This is a genomic window from Streptomyces sp. TLI_053, from assembly GCF_900105395.1.
Taxonomy (GTDB): Bacteria; Actinomycetota; Actinomycetes; order Streptomycetales; family Streptomycetaceae; genus Kitasatospora.
Genome location: NZ_LT629775.1, coordinates 3,384,836 through 3,402,977 on the forward strand (window position 1 = coordinate 3,384,836; position 18,142 = coordinate 3,402,977).

General features: G+C 75.2%; 16 protein-coding genes. 2 read left to right on the forward strand and 14 right to left on the reverse strand.

Going from position 1 to position 18,142, the window contains the following annotated elements:
• Nucleotides 1–71: 71 nt before the first annotated feature.
• Entirely contained in the window at nucleotides 72–932 is an 861-nt protein-coding gene (locus BLU95_RS13370; RefSeq protein WP_093864854.1) for a sulfurtransferase, read from the reverse strand.
• 165 nt (nucleotides 933–1,097) lie between these two features.
• Between BLU95_RS13370 and BLU95_RS13375 the strand changes: the two genes are divergently transcribed.
• On the forward strand, nucleotides 1,098–1,847 hold the full coding sequence (locus tag BLU95_RS13375; protein WP_093860220.1) for a VOC family protein: 750 nt from the start codon (nucleotides 1,098–1,100) through the stop codon (nucleotides 1,845–1,847).
• Between the two features lie 9 nt (nucleotides 1,848–1,856).
• On the opposite strand, the gene BLU95_RS13380 is transcribed toward BLU95_RS13375, so the two are convergent.
• From BLU95_RS13380 to BLU95_RS13395, 4 genes are all read right to left on the reverse strand, one after another.
• On the reverse strand, nucleotides 1,857–2,513 hold the full coding sequence (locus tag BLU95_RS13380) for a thymidine kinase (protein WP_093860221.1): 657 nt from the start codon (nucleotides 2,511–2,513) through the stop codon (nucleotides 1,857–1,859).
• Nucleotides 2,514–2,546: 33 nt separating this feature from the next.
• Nucleotides 2,547–3,731 (reverse strand): alkaline phosphatase family protein, encoded by a 1,185-nt coding sequence (locus tag BLU95_RS13385; protein ID WP_093860222.1) that lies wholly within the window; start codon nucleotides 3,729–3,731, stop codon nucleotides 2,547–2,549.
• A 167-nt stretch (nucleotides 3,732–3,898) separates the two neighbouring features.
• Nucleotides 3,899–4,498, reverse strand: a complete 600-nt coding sequence (locus BLU95_RS13390) for a DUF5998 family protein (protein WP_093860223.1) — start codon at nucleotides 4,496–4,498, stop codon at nucleotides 3,899–3,901.
• 92 nt (nucleotides 4,499–4,590) lie between these two features.
• Nucleotides 4,591–7,470 (reverse strand): bifunctional acetate--CoA ligase family protein/GNAT family N-acetyltransferase, encoded by a 2,880-nt coding sequence (locus tag BLU95_RS13395; protein ID WP_093860224.1) that lies wholly within the window; start codon nucleotides 7,468–7,470, stop codon nucleotides 4,591–4,593.
• Between the two features lie 229 nt (nucleotides 7,471–7,699).
• Here BLU95_RS13395 and BLU95_RS13400 point away from each other — a divergent pair, with 229 nt between their 5' ends.
• On the forward strand, nucleotides 7,700–7,981 hold the full coding sequence (locus tag BLU95_RS13400) for an HPr family phosphocarrier protein (protein WP_030396570.1): 282 nt from the start codon (nucleotides 7,700–7,702) through the stop codon (nucleotides 7,979–7,981).
• Between the two features lie 82 nt (nucleotides 7,982–8,063).
• On the opposite strand, the gene BLU95_RS13405 is transcribed toward BLU95_RS13400, so the two are convergent.
• The 9 genes from BLU95_RS13405 to BLU95_RS13445 form a co-directional block, all read right to left on the reverse strand.
• On the reverse strand, nucleotides 8,064–10,634 hold the full coding sequence (locus BLU95_RS13405; RefSeq protein WP_093860225.1) for an ABC transporter permease: 2,571 nt from the start codon (nucleotides 10,632–10,634) through the stop codon (nucleotides 8,064–8,066).
• Between the two features lie 73 nt (nucleotides 10,635–10,707).
• Nucleotides 10,708–11,460, reverse strand: coding sequence for an ABC transporter ATP-binding protein (locus tag BLU95_RS13410; protein WP_093864855.1), 753 nt, complete (start codon nucleotides 11,458–11,460; stop codon nucleotides 10,708–10,710).
• Between the two features lie 38 nt (nucleotides 11,461–11,498).
• On the reverse strand, nucleotides 11,499–11,708 hold the full coding sequence (locus BLU95_RS44060; RefSeq protein WP_231978550.1) for an SHOCT domain-containing protein: 210 nt from the start codon (nucleotides 11,706–11,708) through the stop codon (nucleotides 11,499–11,501).
• A 384-nt stretch (nucleotides 11,709–12,092) separates the two neighbouring features.
• Nucleotides 12,093–12,758 (reverse strand): response regulator transcription factor, encoded by a 666-nt coding sequence (locus BLU95_RS13420; protein ID WP_093860227.1) that lies wholly within the window; start codon nucleotides 12,756–12,758, stop codon nucleotides 12,093–12,095.
• Nucleotides 12,755–13,978: a sensor histidine kinase gene (locus BLU95_RS13425; protein WP_093860228.1), complete on the reverse strand. Its 1,224-nt coding sequence runs from the start codon at nucleotides 13,976–13,978 to the stop codon at nucleotides 12,755–12,757. Before BLU95_RS13425 ends, BLU95_RS13420 begins: the two co-directional genes overlap by 4 nt.
• Nucleotides 13,979–13,991: 13 nt before the next feature.
• Entirely contained in the window at nucleotides 13,992–14,660 is a 669-nt protein-coding gene (locus tag BLU95_RS13430) for a DUF2269 domain-containing protein (RefSeq protein WP_231978551.1), read from the reverse strand.
• Nucleotides 14,661–14,951: 291 nt separating this feature from the next.
• A complete protein-coding gene (locus BLU95_RS13435) occupies nucleotides 14,952–15,590 on the reverse strand; it encodes an NAD(P)-dependent oxidoreductase (RefSeq protein WP_030396577.1) in 639 nt (212 codons plus the stop codon).
• A gap of 172 nt (nucleotides 15,591–15,762) precedes the next feature.
• Complete coding sequence (locus tag BLU95_RS13440; RefSeq protein ID WP_093860229.1) at nucleotides 15,763–16,392, reverse strand: NAD(P)-dependent oxidoreductase; 630 nt, start codon at nucleotides 16,390–16,392, stop codon at nucleotides 15,763–15,765.
• Nucleotides 16,393–16,467: 75 nt separating this feature from the next.
• Entirely contained in the window at nucleotides 16,468–18,114 is a 1,647-nt protein-coding gene (locus BLU95_RS13445) for an outer membrane protein assembly factor BamB family protein (protein ID WP_231978552.1), read from the reverse strand.
• Between the last annotated feature and the right edge of the window lie 28 nt (nucleotides 18,115–18,142).

The window sequence follows — 18,142 nt, forward strand, 5'->3', positions numbered from 1 at the left end:
GGACCGCGGCGCGGCAGAGCGGTGCGAAGGCGCGGACGACCCGGTCGTCCGCGCCTTCGGCGTCGGCGGGCTCAGCCGGGCTGGTCGGTGACGGCGACCGGGCGGGCCGCGTCACTGGACCACTCGCTCCACGAGCCCGGGTAGAGGGTGGCCGGCAGCCCGGCCACCGCGAGCGCCAGGATCTGGTGCGCGGCCGTCACCCCGGAGCCGCAGTAGACGGCGGTGCCCCGCTCCCCCGCGCCCAGATCCCGGAACCGGGCGGCGAGTTCGGCGGCCGGGCGGAAGCGGCCGTCCGGACCGACGTTCTCGGTGGTCGGCGCGGAGACCGCGCCGGGGATGTGGCCGGCGCGCGGGTCGATCGGCTCGGTCTCGCCCCGGTAGCGCTCCCCCGCCCGGGCGTCCAGCAGCAGCGCCTCCCGGGCCCAGGCGGCGGCGCCGTCCGCGTCGACCACCGGCAGCTGCCCCGGGACCGGCTTGAAGTCACCGTCCCCGGCGGGCGGCACCTCGGTGGTGACCGGCAGGCCGGCCTCCTGCCAGGCCGCGAAGCCGCCGTCCAGCACCCGGACGTCCGGGTGGCCGGCCCAGCGCAGCAGCCACCAGGCGCGGGCGGCGGCCAGCGAGGTGGCGCCGTCGTAGACCACCACCGGGCGGTCGGCCGAGACGCCGAGGCGGCGCAGCGCGGCGCCGAACTCCTCCGGGTCGGGCAGCGGATGGCGGCCGCCGCGCCCGGGCGGGCCGGCCGGGGCGGCGAGGTCGGTGCCGAGGGCGACGAAACGGGCGCCGGGCAGATGGCCGGCGGTGTAGTCCTCGATGCCGGGCGGACCGCCGAGCTGCCAGCGCACATCGAGCAGGATCGGCGGGCGCCCGGAGTCGAGCGACTCCCGCAAACCGGTCACCGACACCAGCGGGGAGTCATCGTGAAGGGTGGTCATGGCGGTCATTCTGGCGCAGGACCGGAGCGCCCCGGCGGGGTGGCGCTCTTTGTGCGCTCTTTGCCGGACTTTCCGCGCGGCCCGAGGGTTCGACGAGCGCCACGGTGGAAGCATCACCCTCACTGCGCCGTTTCGTGCGCCGACCGCCCGTTGAGGAGACCTGTCATGCCCGCGCTGACACTCCGGCTGGCCCAGGGCACCCCGTGCTGGGTCAGCCTGATGACCGACGACCTGCCCGGCGCCCGGGCCTTCTACGGCGAACTGCTCGGCTGGACCTTCGCCCCGGGACCGGCCCAGCTCGGCGAGTACGTCCGGGCCCGGCTCGGCGAGGAGCCGGTGGCCGGGCTCGGGCTGTCCGCGGTGGCCGGCTTCCCGGTGCAGTGGACCAGCTACTTCGCGGTGGACGACGCGGACCGCGCGGCCCAGTTGGTGCGGGAGTGCGGCGGCACGGTCGCGGTCGGACCGCTCCAGGCCGAGCGGGCCGGGCGACTGGCGATCGCGGCCGACGTCTCCGGCGCGGTGTTCGGGCTCTGGCAGGGCGAGGAGCACCTCGGCCGGGAGAGCGGGCCGGGGCCGGGCGGACCGGCCTGGGCCGAGCTGCTCACCCCGGACGCGGAGGGCGCGGCCGTGTTCTACCGCGCGGTGCTCGGGGTGCCGGTGGCCGAGGCCGAGGGCGGGTCGGCCCTGCTGGTCGGCGGCCGGCCGGTGGCCGGGATCCGGCACGGCGCCGAGCTGCGCGGCCACCCGCCGCGCTGGCGCACCCACTTCGCGGTGTCCGACGTCGATCTGACGGCCCGCCGGGCGGTCGAGCTGGGCGGCCGGGTGCTGGTGGAACCGCAGGGGACGCCGCGCGGCCGGGCGGCCCGGCTGGCGGACCCGCGCGGCGGGCACTTCTCGGTCCTGCAGGCCGGCTGACGGCGCGGCTCAGGCCTGCTGTTCCTCGAAGGGGAGCACGTCCGGGGAGAGCACGGCGGCGCGGGCGGTGGCCGCGGTCAGCCGACGGCGGTGGTGCCGGCGGCAGAGCACCTCGTAGCCGACCTCGTCCTCGCGCACGGAGATGTCGCCGATGACGACCTGCGCGCCCTCGACCACCATGACCCCGCCGACGGTACGGGCGTTGTGGGTGGCCCGGGCTCCGCACCAGCAGAGCGCCTCGACCTGGAGCACCTCGACCCGGTCGGCGAGTTCGATCAGCCGCTGGGAGCCGGGGAAGAGCCGGGTGCGGAAGTCCGTGGTGATGCCGAAGGTGAAGACGTCGATGTCGAGTTCGTCGACCACCCGGGCGAGCTGGTCGATCTGCGCGGGGTCGAAGAACTGGGCCTCGTCGCAGATCAGGTAGTCCACCCGGCCGCCGGCCGAGAGCCGGTGCACGACATGGGCGTGGAAGTCGAACTCGTCGGCCACCTCGACCGCGTCGGCGCGCAGACCGAGCCGGCTGGAGATGGTGGCCGCACCGGCCCGGTCGTTGCGGGTGAGGATGATCCCCTGCCGGCCGCGGGCGGCGTGGTTGTGGTCCATCTGGAGCGCGAGGGTCGACTTCCCGCAGTCCATCGTGCCGGAGAAGAACACCAGTTCAGCCATGGGTGGTGCGAGGGCCTTTCAGGTCGGGGGAGTTCAGCGGCGGAATTCGAGCAGCGGCACGAACTGCTCGACCGGGGTCATCGAACCGTGCAGGCCGATCATCGCGGACTCGCCGGGCTCGTTGCGGGAGGCGACGACGGCGATGTCGTCGCGGGCGGCGGCGACCACGTCGCCGATCCGGTGGTAGACCCGGTCGTCCACCGCGGGGCCGAACCAGCCGGCCTCGATCGCCTGGTCCCTGGTGGCCACCCACATCCGGTCGCCGAGCACCTCGCTCCAGACCGTGTGGACGTCGGCGGCGGCTCCGGGGACGGCGTAGACGTGGCGGGCGCGGCCCTCGCCGCCGAGCAGCGCGACGCCGGCGCCGAGCTCCCAGTCCTCGTCGAAGTCGATCCGGTCCTCGGGGGCGATGTCGATCATGCCGTGGTCGGCGGTGACGTACATGACCGAGCGCGGGGGCAGCTGTTCGGCGAGCCGGCGGGCCAGCCGGTCGACCGCGTCCAGGGTCATCCGCCACTCGTCCGAGTCCACCCCGAAGCGGTGGCCCGCGCCGTCGAGTTCGCTGACGTACGTGTAGACGAGCGCGCGGTCGTGCTCGGCGAGCCAGGCGGCGGCCCGGTCCATCCGCTCCTCGCCGGTGGTGCGGCCGAGGAAGGTGCCGCCGGAGAGCGCGACCCGGGTGAGCGGGGTCTGCGCGAACAGCGGGGAGGACACCTGGGCGGTGGCCACCCCGGCGGCGTGCACCTGCTGGAAGACGGTGGGGTACGGCTGCCAGCCGGCCGGATCGGTCGGCGGCTGCCAGCGCAGCTGGTTCATCAGGTGCCCGGCGCCGGGCACCGCCACCGTGTAGCCGGCCAGGCCGTGCAGACCGGGCGGGGTGCCGGTGCCGACCGAGGCCAGCGAGGTGGCGGTGGTGGACGGGAAACCCGCCGTCAGCGGGCGGCCGGTGCCGCCGAGCGAGCCGGCCGTCAGCGAGGAGAGGAACGGCGCGTACTCGGGATGGCGCAGCAGCAGCTCCCACCCGAGGCCGTCGACCAGGAAGACCACCGCCCGGTCGGCGGGCGCGAGCGGCAGCGCGGCGCCGAAGCCGGGCACGCCGAGGCCGGCCGCCACCGAGGGCAGCAGATCGCAGAGCGAGCCGCTGCCGTAGGGCGGCGCGGGCGCGGTGGCGGGGTCGAGGAGCTCGAAGGCGTCGTGGCCGTCGGGGGCGAAGGGCATGGTGGCGGGGGTGGCTTCCTGGCTGGCCGGCGCGGTCCGGACCCGTGGCGGGCGGTGTCCGGACGGCGGCGGGTCGGCGGCGGTCGGCGCGCGACCGTGCGGGTCGGCGCCGGTCGGCGCGGTGGGGGCGGGTCGGCGCGGGTCTGTGCGGCTCGTCCGGGGCGGGGTCAGACCCGGGGGCCGCTGGTGACGGTCGCCTCGGAGAGGGCACGGGCGAAGACCAGGGCCTGGGCCACCGTCTCCGGTCCGTCGCCGGCCTCGCTGACCCGCAGGGAGAGGTCGTCGGCGGTGGCGGAGCCGGTGTAGCCGTGGTCCGCCTCGCAGTTCGGGTCGGAGCAGCCGGCCGGTTCGAGGTCGAGCCGCTGGACCGCGCCCCAGCCGATGGTCAGCACCACCTCGCGGGGCAGCGTGCCCGGGGTGTAGGTCTCCGGGTTGGCGACCATCCGGCTGACCACCACGGAGTTGATCCGGTCCAGCCGGACGCTCTCGGTGGAGGTGGTGGCGAGCGGGACGGCGGGGCTGCTCCCGTCCCCGGTCTGCTCGTCGGTGTGGCTGACCACGAAACGGGTCGGGGTCAGGACCAGGACGGTGACGTGCCGACGCACCTCGTTGGCGTCGAAGGTGGTCTCCTGGTGCACCAGGTAGGAGCTGATCGGCTCGGGACCCACCGCGGACTCGACCGCCTCGGACACCAGGGCCGGGTAGTAGCCGCTGCGCTCGATCGCGGAACGCAGGTCCTGTGTGGTGGTGGTACCGGTCTTCGCCATAACTCCATCCTGGCATGGTCCGCCGACGAAGCGGGCGGTGCGGCGCCGAGCTTCGGACAACGGCGCCCGGGTCCGGACGCAACCAAGGAAGGTTACAGCGTGCTCATGGCGCGCGGGCCCAGACTGCGGACCGGCAGGGGCGCGATGCGTACGCGCGCCCCCAGGATCGCCAGTCCGTGCGGGGCGACGACCACCGGTTCGAGGTCGACCGAGGCGACCTCGGGCAGGTCGTCCACCAGCCGGGACACCCGCAGCAGCAGTTCCTCCAGGGCGTCGGTGTCGACCGCCTCGGCGCCCCGCCAGCCGAACAGCAGCGGGGCCGCCCGCACCTCGCGGACGAGCGAGGCGACGTCCTGGTCGGTGGCCGGAACCAGTCGGTGGGCGACGTCGCCCAGCAGTTCGGCGGGGGCGCCGGCCAGACCGAAGGACAGGATCGCGCCGACCGCCGGGTCGACGGTGGCGCCGATCACGGTGTCCACGCCGCGGGGGGCGAGCCGCTGGACCACCAGCGCGGCCTGGGCGGCGCCGCCGAGCAGCTCGTCCAGCTCGCGGTGCGCGTGCCGCAGTCCGGCCTCACCGGTCAGGTCGAGCCGGACGCTGCCGAGGTCGGGGCGGTGGCGCAGGTGCGGGGCGGTGGCCTTGAGCGCGACCGGGTAGCCGAGGGCCGCGGCGGCCCGCACCGCGCTCTCCTCGTCCGGGGCGGGCAGGGTCGGCGAGACGTCGATGCCGTAGCGGCCGAGCAGCGCGGCCGCCTCGGGGTCGGGCAGGGTGATCCGCGCCCCGCCGGGCTGGGTGCGGGCGGCGACCGCGGGGCGGGTGGCGAGCGCGGCGTCGACCAGGGCGCGGGCGCCCGCCTCGTCGATGCCCTCGAGCTCGGGGACCCTGGCGGTCTCCTCGGCCTCGGCCATCCGGCGGCGCCAGTCGGCGTAGTGGACGGCGTGCGCGAGGGCCCGGACCGCCCGCTCGGGGGCGGGGTAGGAGGGGATGCCACCGGGGCGCAGCCGGTCCGGCAGGTCGGTCAGGGCCAGGTGGGCGAGGAGCAGCGGCTTGCCGGCGGCCCGGGCGCGCTCGCCGGCGGCGAGCAGGGCGGCGGCGATCTCCGGATCGTCGGACCCCACCTCGGGGCCGGCCCCGGGACCGTCCGGGCCGGCGGGGCGGCCGGCCGGGCGGGCGCCCCAGGACTGGCTGCCGATCGGCGGGATGGCGACGGCGATCACCGCGTCCACCCCGGGATCGGTGAGCGCGGTGTCCAGGGCGATCCGGAAGTTCTCACCGGTGGCGGCGGTGGTGAGGTCGACGGGGGTGCGCGGGCGCAGGCCGGCGGAGAGGCAGGCGTCGTGGGTGAGCAGGCCGAGGGAGTCGGAGTTGCCGACCACCGCGACCCGGTCGCCGGGCGGCAGCGGCTGGTGGGCGAGCAGGTCGCCGGTGTCGTACAGCTCGGTGATGGTCTCCACCCGGGTGACGCCGGCCTGCTGGAAGAGGGCGTCGACGGTGGCGTCCCGCAGGCCGGTCGCGGTGGCCGGGACGGCGTGGCCGGGCGGCAGGCTGCCGGTGTGGCGGGCGCCCTTCACCACGACCACCGGCTTGGCCTGGGCGAGCCGGCGGGCGATCCGGGTGAACTTGCGGGGGTTGCCGAAGGACTCCAGGTAGAGCAGGACGACCTCGGTGGCCGGGTCCTCGGCCCAGTACTGGAGGAAGTCGTTGCCGGAGACGTCGGCGCGGTTGCCGACCGAGGCGAAGGAGGAGACCCCGAGGCCGCGCCGGTGGCCGGCCTCCAGCAGGGCGACGCCGATCGCGCCGGACTGGCAGAAGACGCCGAAGGCGCCCCGGGCGGGCAGCACCGGGGCGAGCGAGGCGTTCAGCGGGTGCTCCGGGTCGGTGGAGATCAGGCCGAAGGCGTTGGGGCCGATCACCCGCATGCCGGCCGCCCGGGCCTGGCGGACCAGGGCGCGCTGGCGGTCGCGGCCCTCGGGGCCGGTCTCGGCGTAGCCGGCGGTGACCACCACCAGGCCCTGGACGCCGTGCGCGCCGCACTCGGCGACCGCCTGGGGCACGGCCGGGGCGGGCACGGCGATCACGGCGAGGTCGACCGGGCCGGGGATCTCCAGGATCGAGCGGTGCACCGGGAGGCCGTCGAGTTCGGTGCCGGGCGGGGCGCTGCGGTTCACCGCGTACACCGGGCGGTCGGCGGCGGCGAAACCGCCGAGCAGGTCGCGCAGCAGCGTCCGGCCGACGGTCTGCGGGTTGCGGGAGGTGCCGATCACGGCCACCGAGCGCGGGGTGAGCAGCCGCTGGACGGAGCGCGCCTCGGCGCGGTGCTCGCGGGCCCGCATGACGGCGAGCGAGGCGGCGGTGGGTTCGAGGTCGAACTCCAGGTGGACCACGCCGTCGGCGAAGCTGCGGCGCTGGACGTAGCCGGCGTCGGTGAAGACCTTCACCATCTTGCGGTTCTCCGGCAGCACCTCGGCCTGGAAGCGACGGATGCCGCGTTCCTGGGCGACCGCGGCGATGTGCTCCAGCAGGGCGGAGGCGACGCCCCGGCCCTGGTGGGCGTCCTGGACCAGGAAGGCGACCTCGGCGTCGGTGCCGGTCTCCGAGGGGCGGCCGTCGGCGTCGATCCGGTCGTAGCGGACGGTGGCGATGAAGCGGTCGCGGACGACGACGGCGAGGCCGACCCGGTGGACGAAGTCGTGGTGGGTGAAGCGCCGGACGTCCTTGGCGGAGAGCCGGGGGTAGGGCGCGAAGAAGCGGAAGTACTTGGACTGGTCCGACACCTGTTCGTAGAACTCGACCAGACGGCCCGCGTCCGCCGGGGTGATCGGGCGGATCCGGGCGGTGCCGCCGTCGCGCAGCAGGACGTCGGCCTCCCAGTGCTGCGGGTAGTCCGGGCCGGTCGGGCCGTGGTCGTGGCGGGCCTCCGTCCGGGCGGGCGTCGGGTCCTGCTCGGGGTGCGGTGCCGCGGAGTCGTCCACGATCGTCAGGTTATCCGGCGGCGGGCCGAATGGCGCCGGGCGTGCGTTCACGGCAGGGTGGGCAGGGCCTCTGAACGGGGATTATGCGCCGTTTATGGCTCTGAAAGAAACAATCACAACTCCCGAACGCGGCGACTCGCAGGGGTCGGCTGCGTGCAACACTGGTCTAGACAACATGGCCGTTCCCCCCATCGCGGCCATGACCAGCTTCACCGGAAAGGCACGTCTCATGGCCGAGCGCCGCGTCACCATCGGTTGGGCCGAGGGCCTGCACGCCCGTCCCGCCTCCGTCTTCGTCAAGGCCGTCGCGGCCACCGGCGTGCCGATCACCATCACCAAGCCGGGCGGCAACCCGGTCAACGCCGGCTCCATGCTCGGCCTGCTGGCGCTCGGCGCGCAGGGCGGCGACGAGGTCGTCCTGGCCTCCGACGCCGAGGGCGCCGACGAGGCCCTGGACCGCCTGGCCGCGCTGGTCCAGCAGGGCCTGGACGAGCTGCCCGCGGCGGCCTGAGCCCCGCGGCACCGCGCACACGTCCGGAGCCCGGGCCCCGTTGGTCGGGGGGCCCGGGCTCCGGTGTGCGCGGCGGCGGCCGTCAGCCCGCCGCGATCGCCCGCAGGATGTCCAGCCGGGCCGCCCGGCGGGCCGGCCGCAGACCGGCCACCGCACCCGCCACCAGCCCGGCCACCAGCACCACGGACAGCTGGAGCGGCGGGACGGCGAAGCTGCCCGTCCCCTCGGTGTCCGCCGCCCGGACCAGCGCCCAGCCCAGGAACGCCCCCAGGCCCAGGCCGCCGATCGTGCCGAACAGCGCCACCAGCACCGACTCCCAGCGCACCATCGCGCGCAGCTGGCTCCGGGTCTGGCCGACCGCCCGCAGCAGGCCCAGCTCCCTGGTCCGCTCGTGCACCGCCAGGGTCAGCGTGTTGGCGATCCCCAGCAGCGCGATCAGCACCGCCAGCGCCAGCAGTGCGTAGACCACCGAGAGCATGATGTCGACCACCGAGGCCGAGTCCTTCGCGTACTCCGCCCGGGTCTGCACCTTCGGGTCGCCGAACGGCACCGCCGCCGCCGTCACCGCCGCCTTGCCGGCCGACAGCGAGACCCCGTCCTTGAGCGCCACCGCCACCAGCGAGTCGGAGTCCTGGCCCTTGTGCGGGGCCCACGCCTCCCGGGTGACCAGGTAGTCGCCGGCCAGCTCACTGCCCTGGTACAGCGCCCTCACCGTGAACGGCGTCTCGGTGCCGTCGCTGAACCGCACCGGCACGGTCGTGCCCACCTGCCAGCCCTGCTTCTCCGCCTCGGACCGGGACACCGCCAGGCCGTCGGTGCCCAGCTGGAGCGAACCGTCCACCCGGCCGAGGTCCACGATCCCGGCCAGCCGGGCCGGGTCGGTGACGTCCAGGGTCCGGCCGTGGCCGTCCACCCGCGCCACACCCCGGCCCAGGCCCACGCTCTGCCGCACCTCCGGCAGGGCGGCCACCGCGTCCGCCAGCTTCGGGCTGAGCGCCCCCGCCCGGAAGCCGCCGGTGGAGACCGCGAGGTCCCCGGCGAAGGTCCGGCTCACCGTGTCGTCCATGGTCGCCTTGATCGAGGCGCCGAAGACGGTGAACAGCGAGACGACCGTGACCCCGACCATCAGCGCGCTGGCCGTCGCGGCCGTCCGCTTCGGATTGCGGGTCGCGTTGCGCTGCGCCAGCACACCCGGCATGCCGCGCAGCCTCGGCAGCGGCGCGCCCAGCACCCGCACCACGAAGGTCGCGAAGACCGGACCGAGCACCACCACACCGAGCAGCGTCGCCACCGCCCCGCCCGCGGTCAGCCCCACCGAGGGGCCGTCCGTGGCGCCGACCACCGTGGCGGCCACCCCGGCCGCGACCATCAGCGCGCCGGCGGTCCAGCGGACCCGGCCGGCCCGGCCGTCGGCCGCGCCGTCCACCGCCACCGCCCGCATCGCGGCCAGCGGGGCCGTCCGGCCCGCCCGCACCGCCGGCGCGACCGCCGAGCCGACCGCCGTGACCGTGCCCACCAGCAGCGGCAGGGCCACCGAGACGGCGCCGATCACCAGGCTGCCGGTCGGCAGGCTGAAGCCGATCACCTTGAACAGCGACGTCAGCCCGGCCGCGATCCCGATCCCGCCGAGCACTCCGGCCGCCGAGGCCGCCAGCCCGACCACCACCGCCTCCGCCAGGGTCGCCCCCAGTACCTGGCCGCGGGCCGCGCCCAGTGCCCGGAGCAGTGCGTTCTCCCTGGTGCGCTGCGCCACCACGATGGCGAAGGTGTTGTGGATGGTGAAGGTCGCCACCAGCAGCGCGATGCCCGCGAAGACCAGCAGCAGGGTGGTGAACATGGTCAGGAAGCGGCTGGACACCTGCGCGGTGGCCTCCTCCGAGACCTTCGTCCCGGTCACCGCCTCCAGCCCGGCCGGCAGCTTCGCCGTCAGCGCCTTCACCAGCTCCTGCTGGGAGACGCCGCCCTCGGCCCGGAACTGGATCGAGGTGGCCTGGCCCTGCCCCTTCGGGGTCAGGTAGCGCTCGGCGTCCGCCAGGGTCAGCCCGGTGTAGGTGTTCTGGCCCATGCCGTCGGCCGAGGCGCCGAAGGTCGCGATGCCGACGATCGTCACCGGCACCGGGTCGGGGGCGCGCAGGATGGTCGAGTCGCCGATGCCCAGCCCGCCGGCCTTGGCCGCGCCCCGGTTGATCACCGCCTCCCCCGGCTGCTGCGGCGCCCGGCCCTCGGCCAGCCGGTACGGGTTGAGCCCGCTGTCCGGCTGCCAGTAACCGGCCAGCGTGGGCGGCCCCTGGCCGCCCACCGCCTTGCCGTTCTTGCCGATCAGCTGGCCGGAGCCCTGGATGGCCGGCTCGGCCGCCGCGACCCCGGGCACCTGGCGCAGCTGGTCCGCCAGCGCGAGGTCCACCGGGGCGCGGACGCCGCCGAAGGTGTTCTCGGTGTCCATCACGTCGGCGCTGCGCACCACCGCGTCGGTGCCGCGGTTGGCATCGGCGAAGAGGGAGTCGAAGCTCCCGCGCAGGGTGTCGCCGAGCACCAGGGTGCCGGTCAGGAAGCTCACCCCGAGCAGGATCGCGGTGAACGTCCCGGCCAGCCGGCGCTTGTGCGCGGCCAGCGAGCGCAGACTGATCCGAAGGGTGGCGGTGGTACTGCTCATGCGTCCACCTCGCGGCGCTCGGCAGGCGCTTCGCCCAATGCGCACCCCACGATGATTCGCTCGCTCCGCTCGCTCATGACCCCGCGCCTCCCCGGCCCGCCGCGGGGGCACGGTCGAAGTCCTTCATCCGGTCCAGCACCCCGGCCGGGGTGGGCCGCTCCATCCGGTCCACCAGCCGGCCGTCGGCGAGGAACACCACCTCGTCCGCGTAACCGGCGGCGGTCGGGTCGTGGGTGACCATGACCACCGTCTGGCCCATCTCGTCCACCGCGCGGCGCATCAGCTCCAGCACCTCGGCGCCCGTCCGGGAGTCCAGATTGCCGGTCGGCTCGTCCGCGAAGACCACCTCCGGACGGCCGGCCAGCGCCCGGGCCAGCGCGACCCGCTGCTGCTGGCCGCCCGACAGCTCGGTCGGCCGGTGCTCCAGCCGTTCCCGCAGGCCGACCGCGTCGATCAGGGTCTCCACCCACTCCCGGTCCACCTCGCCGCCGGCCAGGTCGACCGGCAGCGTGATGTTCTCCCGGGCGGTCAGCACCGGAACCAGGTTGAAGGACTGGAAGACGAAGCCGATCCGCTCCCGGCGCAGCAGGGTCAGCCTGCGGTCGTTGAGGTTCTCCAGCTCGGTGTCACCGATCATCGCGGTGCCGGCGGTCAGCCGGTCCAGCCCCGCCGCGCAGTGCAGCAGGGTGGACTTGCCGGAGCCGGACGGGCCCATGATCGCGGTGAGCCGGCCGGCCGGGAAGCCGACGGTCACGTGGTCCAGGGCGCGCACCTCGGTGCGGCCGATGCCGTAGACCTTGACCGCGTCGGCCACCCGGGCGGCCATCCGGTCGGTCCCGACCAGTTCGAGGGTCGGCGAGGTGGTCACTTGGTACCGCCCTGACCCGGCTTGCTGTCGTCCGGGCCGCCCTGGAGGTGCTCCAGCAGGGTGTCCCGCCGGGTGCGGTACTCCTCCTCGGTGATCTCGCCGTCGGCGTACCGGCGGGCCAGGCTGGCCAGCGGGGCCTCGGTGCCGCCGCCGGCCCAGGGGGTCCGCCGCGCCAGCCCGGGCCGCCGCCCCAGGGGCCGCCCCACTGGCCGCCGGCCCACGGCGGGCCCCACGGCCCGCGCCGGCCGAAGCCGCGGCGGCGGAAGACGGTGAACACGGTGACCAGGACGATCAGCCAGAACAGCGGGAAGAGCAGGAACCACGGACCGGGGCCGCCCCCGTTCCAGGGACCCCAGCCCTCCCGGCAGTAAGCGTCGGCGAGCAGTGCGGTGCTCTGCATGTCGGTCAACTCCTCGGTGTGCCCCGCACGTTCGGACGGGGGCCGCGCCGGCCCCGGACGGTCTCCGAGGCCACCACGAGCTTCTCGCCGAAGGGGGGTCCGCCGCGTCCTCCGGGGAGCGGCACCGCGGGTACGACACCGGGAGTACGCCCCGGGGCGCGGGCTGCTCCCGGGCCTTCCGGGGCGGGCTTCAGAGCCAGCCGGGGCGGACCAGGCCGGACTCGTAGGCGAGGACGACCAGCTGGGCGCGGTCGCGGACGCCGAGCTTCACCATGGCGCGGCTGACGTGGGTCTTCGCGGTGAGCGGGCTGACCACCAGGCGGCGGGCGATGTCGTCGTTGCTCAGGCCCATGCCGACCAGGGTGAGCACCTCGCGCTCCCGGTCGGTGAGGGCGTCCAGCAGCTGCCCGCCGACGGAGGGCTCCCGGGAGCGGCTGGCGAACTCGTCGATCACCCGGCGGGTCACGCCCGGGGAGAGCAGCGAGTCGCCGACCGCGGCGACCCGGACGGCGCGCAGCAGGTCGGCCGGTTCGGTGTCCTTGGCGAGGAAGCCGGCCGCGCCCAGCCGCAGCGCCTCGAAGATGTACTCGTCCATCTCGAAGGTGGTCAGCACCACCACCCGGACGGCGGAGAGCTCGGGGCGGGAGCAGATCAGGCGGGTGGCCTCCAGGCCGTCGGTGCCGGGCATCCGGATGTCCATCAGCACGACGTCCGGCCGCAGCTCCTCCACCAGCCGGACGGCCGCCGCGCCGTCGTCCGCCTCGCCGACCACCTCGATGTCGGGCTGGGCGTCGAGCAGGGCCCGGAAGCCCGCCCGGACCAGGACCTGGTCGTCCGCCAGCAGTACTCGGATCATTCCGTCCGCTTCCCCTCGCTCGCCGCGCCCGGCCCCGCGGGGTCGGGCAGCCAGGCCCGGACCCGGAAGCCGCCGCCGTGCGGGCCGGTGGTCAGCTCGCCCGCGAAGGCCGCGGCCCGCTCGCGCATGCCCACCAGGCCGTTGCCGGAACCACCGCCGTCACCGCCGGCGGCCGGGCCCGGATCGTCCACCCGGAGCAGCAGCCCCGCCGGGGAGGACCAGTCCATCAGAACCGTGGCGCTCCGCGCGGCCGAATGGCGGATGACGTTGGTGAGCGCCTCCTGGACGATCCGGAACGCGGCCAGCTCCACCTGGGCGGGGAGCGGCCGGGCGGTCCCGACCGTGTCGACCGTGACGGCGAGCCCGGCGTGGCCGGCCTGGGTCACGAGTTCGGGCAGCCGGGCCAGGCCGGGGGCGGGGGTGCGCGGGGCCTGGCCGTCCGGGCCCCGCAGGGTGCCGAGCACCTGGCGCACCTCGCCCAGCGCCTCCTTGCTGGTCGCCTTGATCACGGTCAGCGCGGCCCGCACCTGGTCCGGGTGCTCGTCGATGAGCTCCAGCGCCACCCCGGCCTGGAGGTGGATCACCGAGATGGAGTGCGCCAGGATGTCGTGGAGTTCGCGGGCCATCCGCAGCCGCTCCTCGGCGGCGCGGTTCTCCTCGGCCTGCCGCCGGGCCAGCCGGCGGGCGGCGAGCTGCTCGCCGCGCGAGCGCATGATCTCGGCGCCGGCCAGGATCAGCAGCAGCCAGGCCGCCGCCCCGGCCTCCTGCCACCAGCTCGGGCCGGGCCCGGGGGCACGCTGCCAGCCGTGCGGCAGCAGGTGGGAGCTGGCCAGATGGATCAGGTAGCCGGCGCCGAGGGAGATCCAGGCCCACCACCGGCGGCCCCGGGCGAGCGCGCCGTAGACGGCGACGGCGAGGCTGAAGAACACCGGGCCGTACGGGTAGCCGGCCAGCAGGTAGCCGATGGTGACGGCGGTGACGCCGGCCACCACCGGGCCGGGGAAGCGGTCGCGCAGGAGCAGCAGGGCGGGCCCGAGCAGCAGCAGCGCGTAGCCGACCGCGTCGAGCGCGGCCCGGTCGGTCTGCTGGCGGGCGGCGGCGGTGGAGCCGACCACCTGGACCAGGGCCACCAGGACGGCGGAGAGCCTGGTCCAGGAGGGTCTGGTCCACGGCGGTCCGGGATAGGGGTCGTGGCCTGTGCTCACGTGGTCGGTGCTCATGAACGGGTAACGGTCACCGCCCCGGCGCCGCGCCCGCGGCCCGGTTGACGCGCGCGGCGCGGGCCTCGGCGGCCAGGCGCTTGCCCCGCGCGGTCATGCCCCAGGGCTTGACCACGGACAGCACGGTGGCGGTCAGGTAGATGGTCAGGGCCACCGAGGGGGCGATCACCAGCACGTGCGGGGCCCGGCCGTCCGGCGGTACGGTGCCGGCCGCGACCTGGCCGGCCGCGTCGTGGATGAAGGCGCGCAGGGCGAAGATCGAGGCCAGGGTGGCGGCCAGGGTGAGCCAGAACTTGGTGGCGACCCAGCGGTAGCGGAGCAGGCCCCAGGTGGTGCCGAGGGACAGCAGCACTCCGGAGAGCAACGAGAGCAGGCTGATCGGGATCAGCAGCCAGTCGGCGAAGATCTCCTGCGCCAGGTAGGCGGCGCGCACGGTGTCCGGGTTGTCGGAGAAGCGGCCGGCGATACCGAGGGCGAGCACACCGGCGGTCAGGCCGAGCCAGCCGACCGAGCAGGCGACGTGCACGGTCAGCCAGACCCGGCGGGCGTGCTTGGGCAGCCGCAGGCGCCCGGCGAGACCGGCCGGGGGCTCCAGCCGGTCGGCACGGTCGGCCGGGGGCCCGGCGGGGGCCGTCGGGGCCTCGGGGGTGTCGGCGGCGGGCGGACCAGGAGGTGTGGGCATCGGCTTGTGCTCCGGAGGGCGAGGGGCGACGCGGGCCACGGGCCGGCGGCCACCGGGTGGATGGTGTACGGCCGCCGGCCCACGGCTTGGGTGATCCACGGGATCACCCCCTACTCTGCCCGGCCGGGGTGGGCGGGGCATCGCACGGCGGGAGTAGCCGGCCGTACCGCCCGTTGAGTACGAACGGCGCGAGGTGCGGACGGCCGACGGCCGGGATCGTTCGGCGGACGGGCTGCGCGCGGGGTTCCGGACGGGCTCCGGACGGACGGCGGACGGGCGGCGGACGGGCGGTCAGTAGGCGATCTCCACGACCTCGCGCCGCGCGGCCGGCTCCTGGAGCGCGGCGAGCAGGTAGTGCGCGAGGTCGGCGCGGGATATCGACCAGGCCCCGGGCAGCCGCCGGCCGACCGCCGTGCGGTAGCGGCCCCGGGCCCGGCCGCCGGTGAGCCGGGCGGCCCGGACCAGCGTCCAGTCCAGCTCGGTGTCCTCCAGCAGGAACCGCTCCATTCGCGCCATGTCGGCGTACGGCCGACGGAGCATCGGGTGCAGCACCCAGGAGGTGAGGGCCCGTTGGAACGGGGCGGCGCGCCAGGGCACCGGGCTCATGCTGGTGGTGGAGACGCACACGACCCGGGAGACGCCGGTGGCGCGCATGGCCTTGAGGATGTGGTCGGTGCCGGCCGAGTAGACCGTGGTGGCGGCCCGGCTGTAGCCGATGCCGAGCGCGGAGACCACCGCGTCCGCGCCCTCCACGGCGCGGGCCACCGCGTCCGGGTCGAGCACGTCGCCCTGCCGGATGGTGCTGGGGCGGGCGTCGGCCAGGGCCAGCGGGTCGCGGGCGAAGGCGACGGTGGAGTGCCCGGCCTCGGCGGCCAGCTCCAGGAAGTGGCGGCCGGTGCCACCGGTCGCGCCGAAGACGACGATGTTCACGGTGCGTTTCCCCCTCGATCGGCCTCGATCGGCCTTGGACGGCCTTGGACGGCCCGGGTCGGCCCCGGTCAGCCCCGGTCGGCCCCGGCGGCGGGTGCCCGGCCGGTGGCCGGCGCGCGGCCGGCCCGCGCCGCGGACGTGCCGCGGGCGGGCCGGCCCCCGCCGGGGGTCATCAGTTGGCCACCTCGACGCGCCGGCCGTAGGTGGCCGTGTCATCCAGATGGGTGACGATGTAGTCGGCCACGTTCGCCCGTGCGATGCGCGACGCCTTCGCGATGTGGCCGCCCACCACCGCCTGGTAGTTGGGAGTGGCCGGACCGTCGGTCAGCATCGGCACCCGGACGATCGTCCAGTCCAGCGGGCTGGCCTCGACCTCGTCCTCCATCCGGGCCAGGTCGAGGTGGATGTTCCGGTACACCCGGTCCACCACGAACTCGGCGACGAAGCGCTGCATCGCCGGCAGGTGCTTGGTCTCCAGACCGGCCGAGGACATGGTCACCAGCCGGCGCACCCCGCCCGCCCGGGCGGCGGCGATGACGTTGCGCGCACCCTCGGAGAACACCGTGGTCGTGGTGCGGGTGGTCACCCCCAGCGCGATCACCACGGCCTCCTTGCCGGCCAGCGGGCCGGTCAGCGAGTCCACGTCGAACACGTCCGCGCGGACCTTGCTCAGCCGCTCGTGCTCGATCGGCAGCTTCGCCGGGTCGCGCAGCAGCGCGGTGACGCTGTGCTTGTTCTCCAGGGCCTTCTCGACGAGCAGCCGCCCGGTCCGACCGGCCGCTCCCACCACGACGATCTCCATAATTTCCTCCTTGCCGGGGCCGGCGGCAACTGGGTGCCGCCGGCCGTGAGTTGACCTTCGCTACGCCGACTGGTCCTACGGTAGGGAAAAGGCGAGCAGAACGCCGCCCGCATTGCTCGGGTACTGCGGGTAGTACGCGGCCTGGACGTAGAGCATGCCGTCCGCGACCACCGCGCCGCCGCCACCGGAGAGCGCCGTGCCGTGCCCCGGCACACCGTTGACCGTGGTGAAGTCGCGGACCACGTCGTACTGCCAGAGCACGGCGCCGGTGGTGGCCGAGAAGACGCGCATCTTGCCGTCGGCGCCGCCCTCGTAGACCAGGCCCCGGGTGGCGGTCACCGCCGGGGTGAAGGCCCGCTGGCACAGCTCGGGGTTGGCGGCCGCGCCGCCCCACTGGCACCCGTCGGCCGGGCTCTCGGTCTGCCAGAGGATCGCCCCGGTCGCCGGGTCGAGCGCGTACAGGGTGCCCGGGTTGGCGAACCAGGTCGCGACGTAGAGCCGGGTGCCGTCGTAGCTGGTGCCCCACTGGATGCCGGAGCTGCCGCCCTTGGTGTTGGGGTCGGCGACCACCGCGCGGTCCCAGACCTTGGCGCCGGTCAGCGCGTCGTAGACGTGGTAGACGCCGTTCTTCTGGCCGATGCCGATCACCCGGCGGTGGCCGATGCTGAAGACGTTGGCGCTGGCGCCGAAGTCCCAGTCGTGATCGGTGCCGTTGGCCTTGCTGGGGCAGTAGGCGTCGGCGCCGGGGATGCCGCAGGCGACGGTGAAGGTGTCCGGGAAGACCTCCTGGGACCGCCAGCGCACGTTGCCGTTGCGGGCGTCCAGGGCGAGCACCGAGTCGGTGTCGCCGGCCGCGCCGGTGTAGTTCTGGCCGGTGCCGACGTAGATGGTGCCGGTCTCCCGGTCGACCACCGGGGAGCTCCACACGGCGACGCCGGAGGGCTCGTAGCGGGCCGCGCCGTTGGGCCAGGTGCCGACCTGCTGCGGCTGCGGGGTGGTCCAGTGCCGCCAGCTCAGCTGTCCGGTGTACGCGTTGACGGCGACCACCGAGCCGCGGAAGGTGCAGCACGGGTAGGTCAGGTCGAAGGTGGCACCGGACTCCTTGCTGGACACACCCACGTAGACCTGGCCGTTGTAGACCAGCGGCGAGCTGGTGATCTGGGCCTGCGGGTGGGTGTCCAGCTTCAGCGACCAGCGAAGGGCGCCGGTGCGGCGGTCGAGCGCGTACAGGTAGCCGCGGTTGTCACCGAAGTAGACGGTGTTGCCCTCGACGGCCGGGCTGCTGCGGACCGGGTCCGGGTTGGTGGCCGAGTGGGCGCCGGCCACCGGCGTGACGTCGAAGGTCCAGCGCGCCGCGCCGGTCCTGGCGTCCATGGCGTGGAAGGTGCCCTCGGCACCGCCGACGTAGAGGGTGCCGTCCGCCACGGCGGGCTGGCTGCCGAGGTAGACGCCCTGGACCTTCTCGTGGCCGAAGGCCCACTTGAGGCCGAGGTTGCCGACGGTGGCCGGGGTGATCCGGCTCTCCTGGCCGTTGAACCGGCTGCCGGCCTGGTCGAACTGCCAGCTGCTCCAGTTCGCCGGGGGGCGGGGGCGGGACTCGGTGTCCTCGGCGCCCGCGCCGTTGGTGGCGGCGAGCAGGACGAGGGCGGTCAACAGGGCCACCAGGGCGGTGCCGAAACCGGCCGCCCGGGACCGTCTCGGCTGGGGCTGGGACTGGGACACGTGGATCAACTCCTCGGTGAGGGCGCGT

Coding starts and splice junctions, on each gene's coding strand:
- BLU95_RS13370 (WP_093864854.1), bottom strand. CDS start 932: ATGACCACCCTTCACGATGACTCCCCGCTGGTGTCGGTGACCGGTTTG.
- BLU95_RS13375 (WP_093860220.1), top strand. CDS start 1,098: ATGCCCGCGCTGACACTCCGGCTGGCCCAGGGCACCCCGTGCTGGGTC.
- BLU95_RS13380 (WP_093860221.1), bottom strand. CDS start 2,513: ATGGCTGAACTGGTGTTCTTCTCCGGCACGATGGACTGCGGGAAGTCG.
- BLU95_RS13385 (WP_093860222.1), bottom strand. CDS start 3,731: ATGCCCTTCGCCCCCGACGGCCACGACGCCTTCGAGCTCCTCGACCCC.
- BLU95_RS13390 (WP_093860223.1), bottom strand. CDS start 4,498: ATGGCGAAGACCGGTACCACCACCACACAGGACCTGCGTTCCGCGATC.
- BLU95_RS13400 (WP_030396570.1), top strand. CDS start 7,700: ATGGCCGAGCGCCGCGTCACCATCGGTTGGGCCGAGGGCCTGCACGCC.
- BLU95_RS13405 (WP_093860225.1), bottom strand. CDS start 10,634: ATGAGCAGTACCACCGCCACCCTTCGGATCAGTCTGCGCTCGCTGGCC.
- BLU95_RS13410 (WP_093864855.1), bottom strand. CDS start 11,460: ATGGCCGCCCGGGTGGCCGACGCGGTCAAGGTCTACGGCATCGGCCGC.
- BLU95_RS13420 (WP_093860227.1), bottom strand. CDS start 12,758: ATGATCCGAGTACTGCTGGCGGACGACCAGGTCCTGGTCCGGGCGGGC.
- BLU95_RS13425 (WP_093860228.1), bottom strand. CDS start 13,978: ATGAGCACCGACCACGTGAGCACAGGCCACGACCCCTATCCCGGACCG.
- BLU95_RS13430 (WP_231978551.1), bottom strand. CDS start 14,660: ATGCCCACACCTCCTGGTCCGCCCGCCGCCGACACCCCCGAGGCCCCG.
- BLU95_RS13440 (WP_093860229.1), bottom strand. CDS start 16,392: ATGGAGATCGTCGTGGTGGGAGCGGCCGGTCGGACCGGGCGGCTGCTC.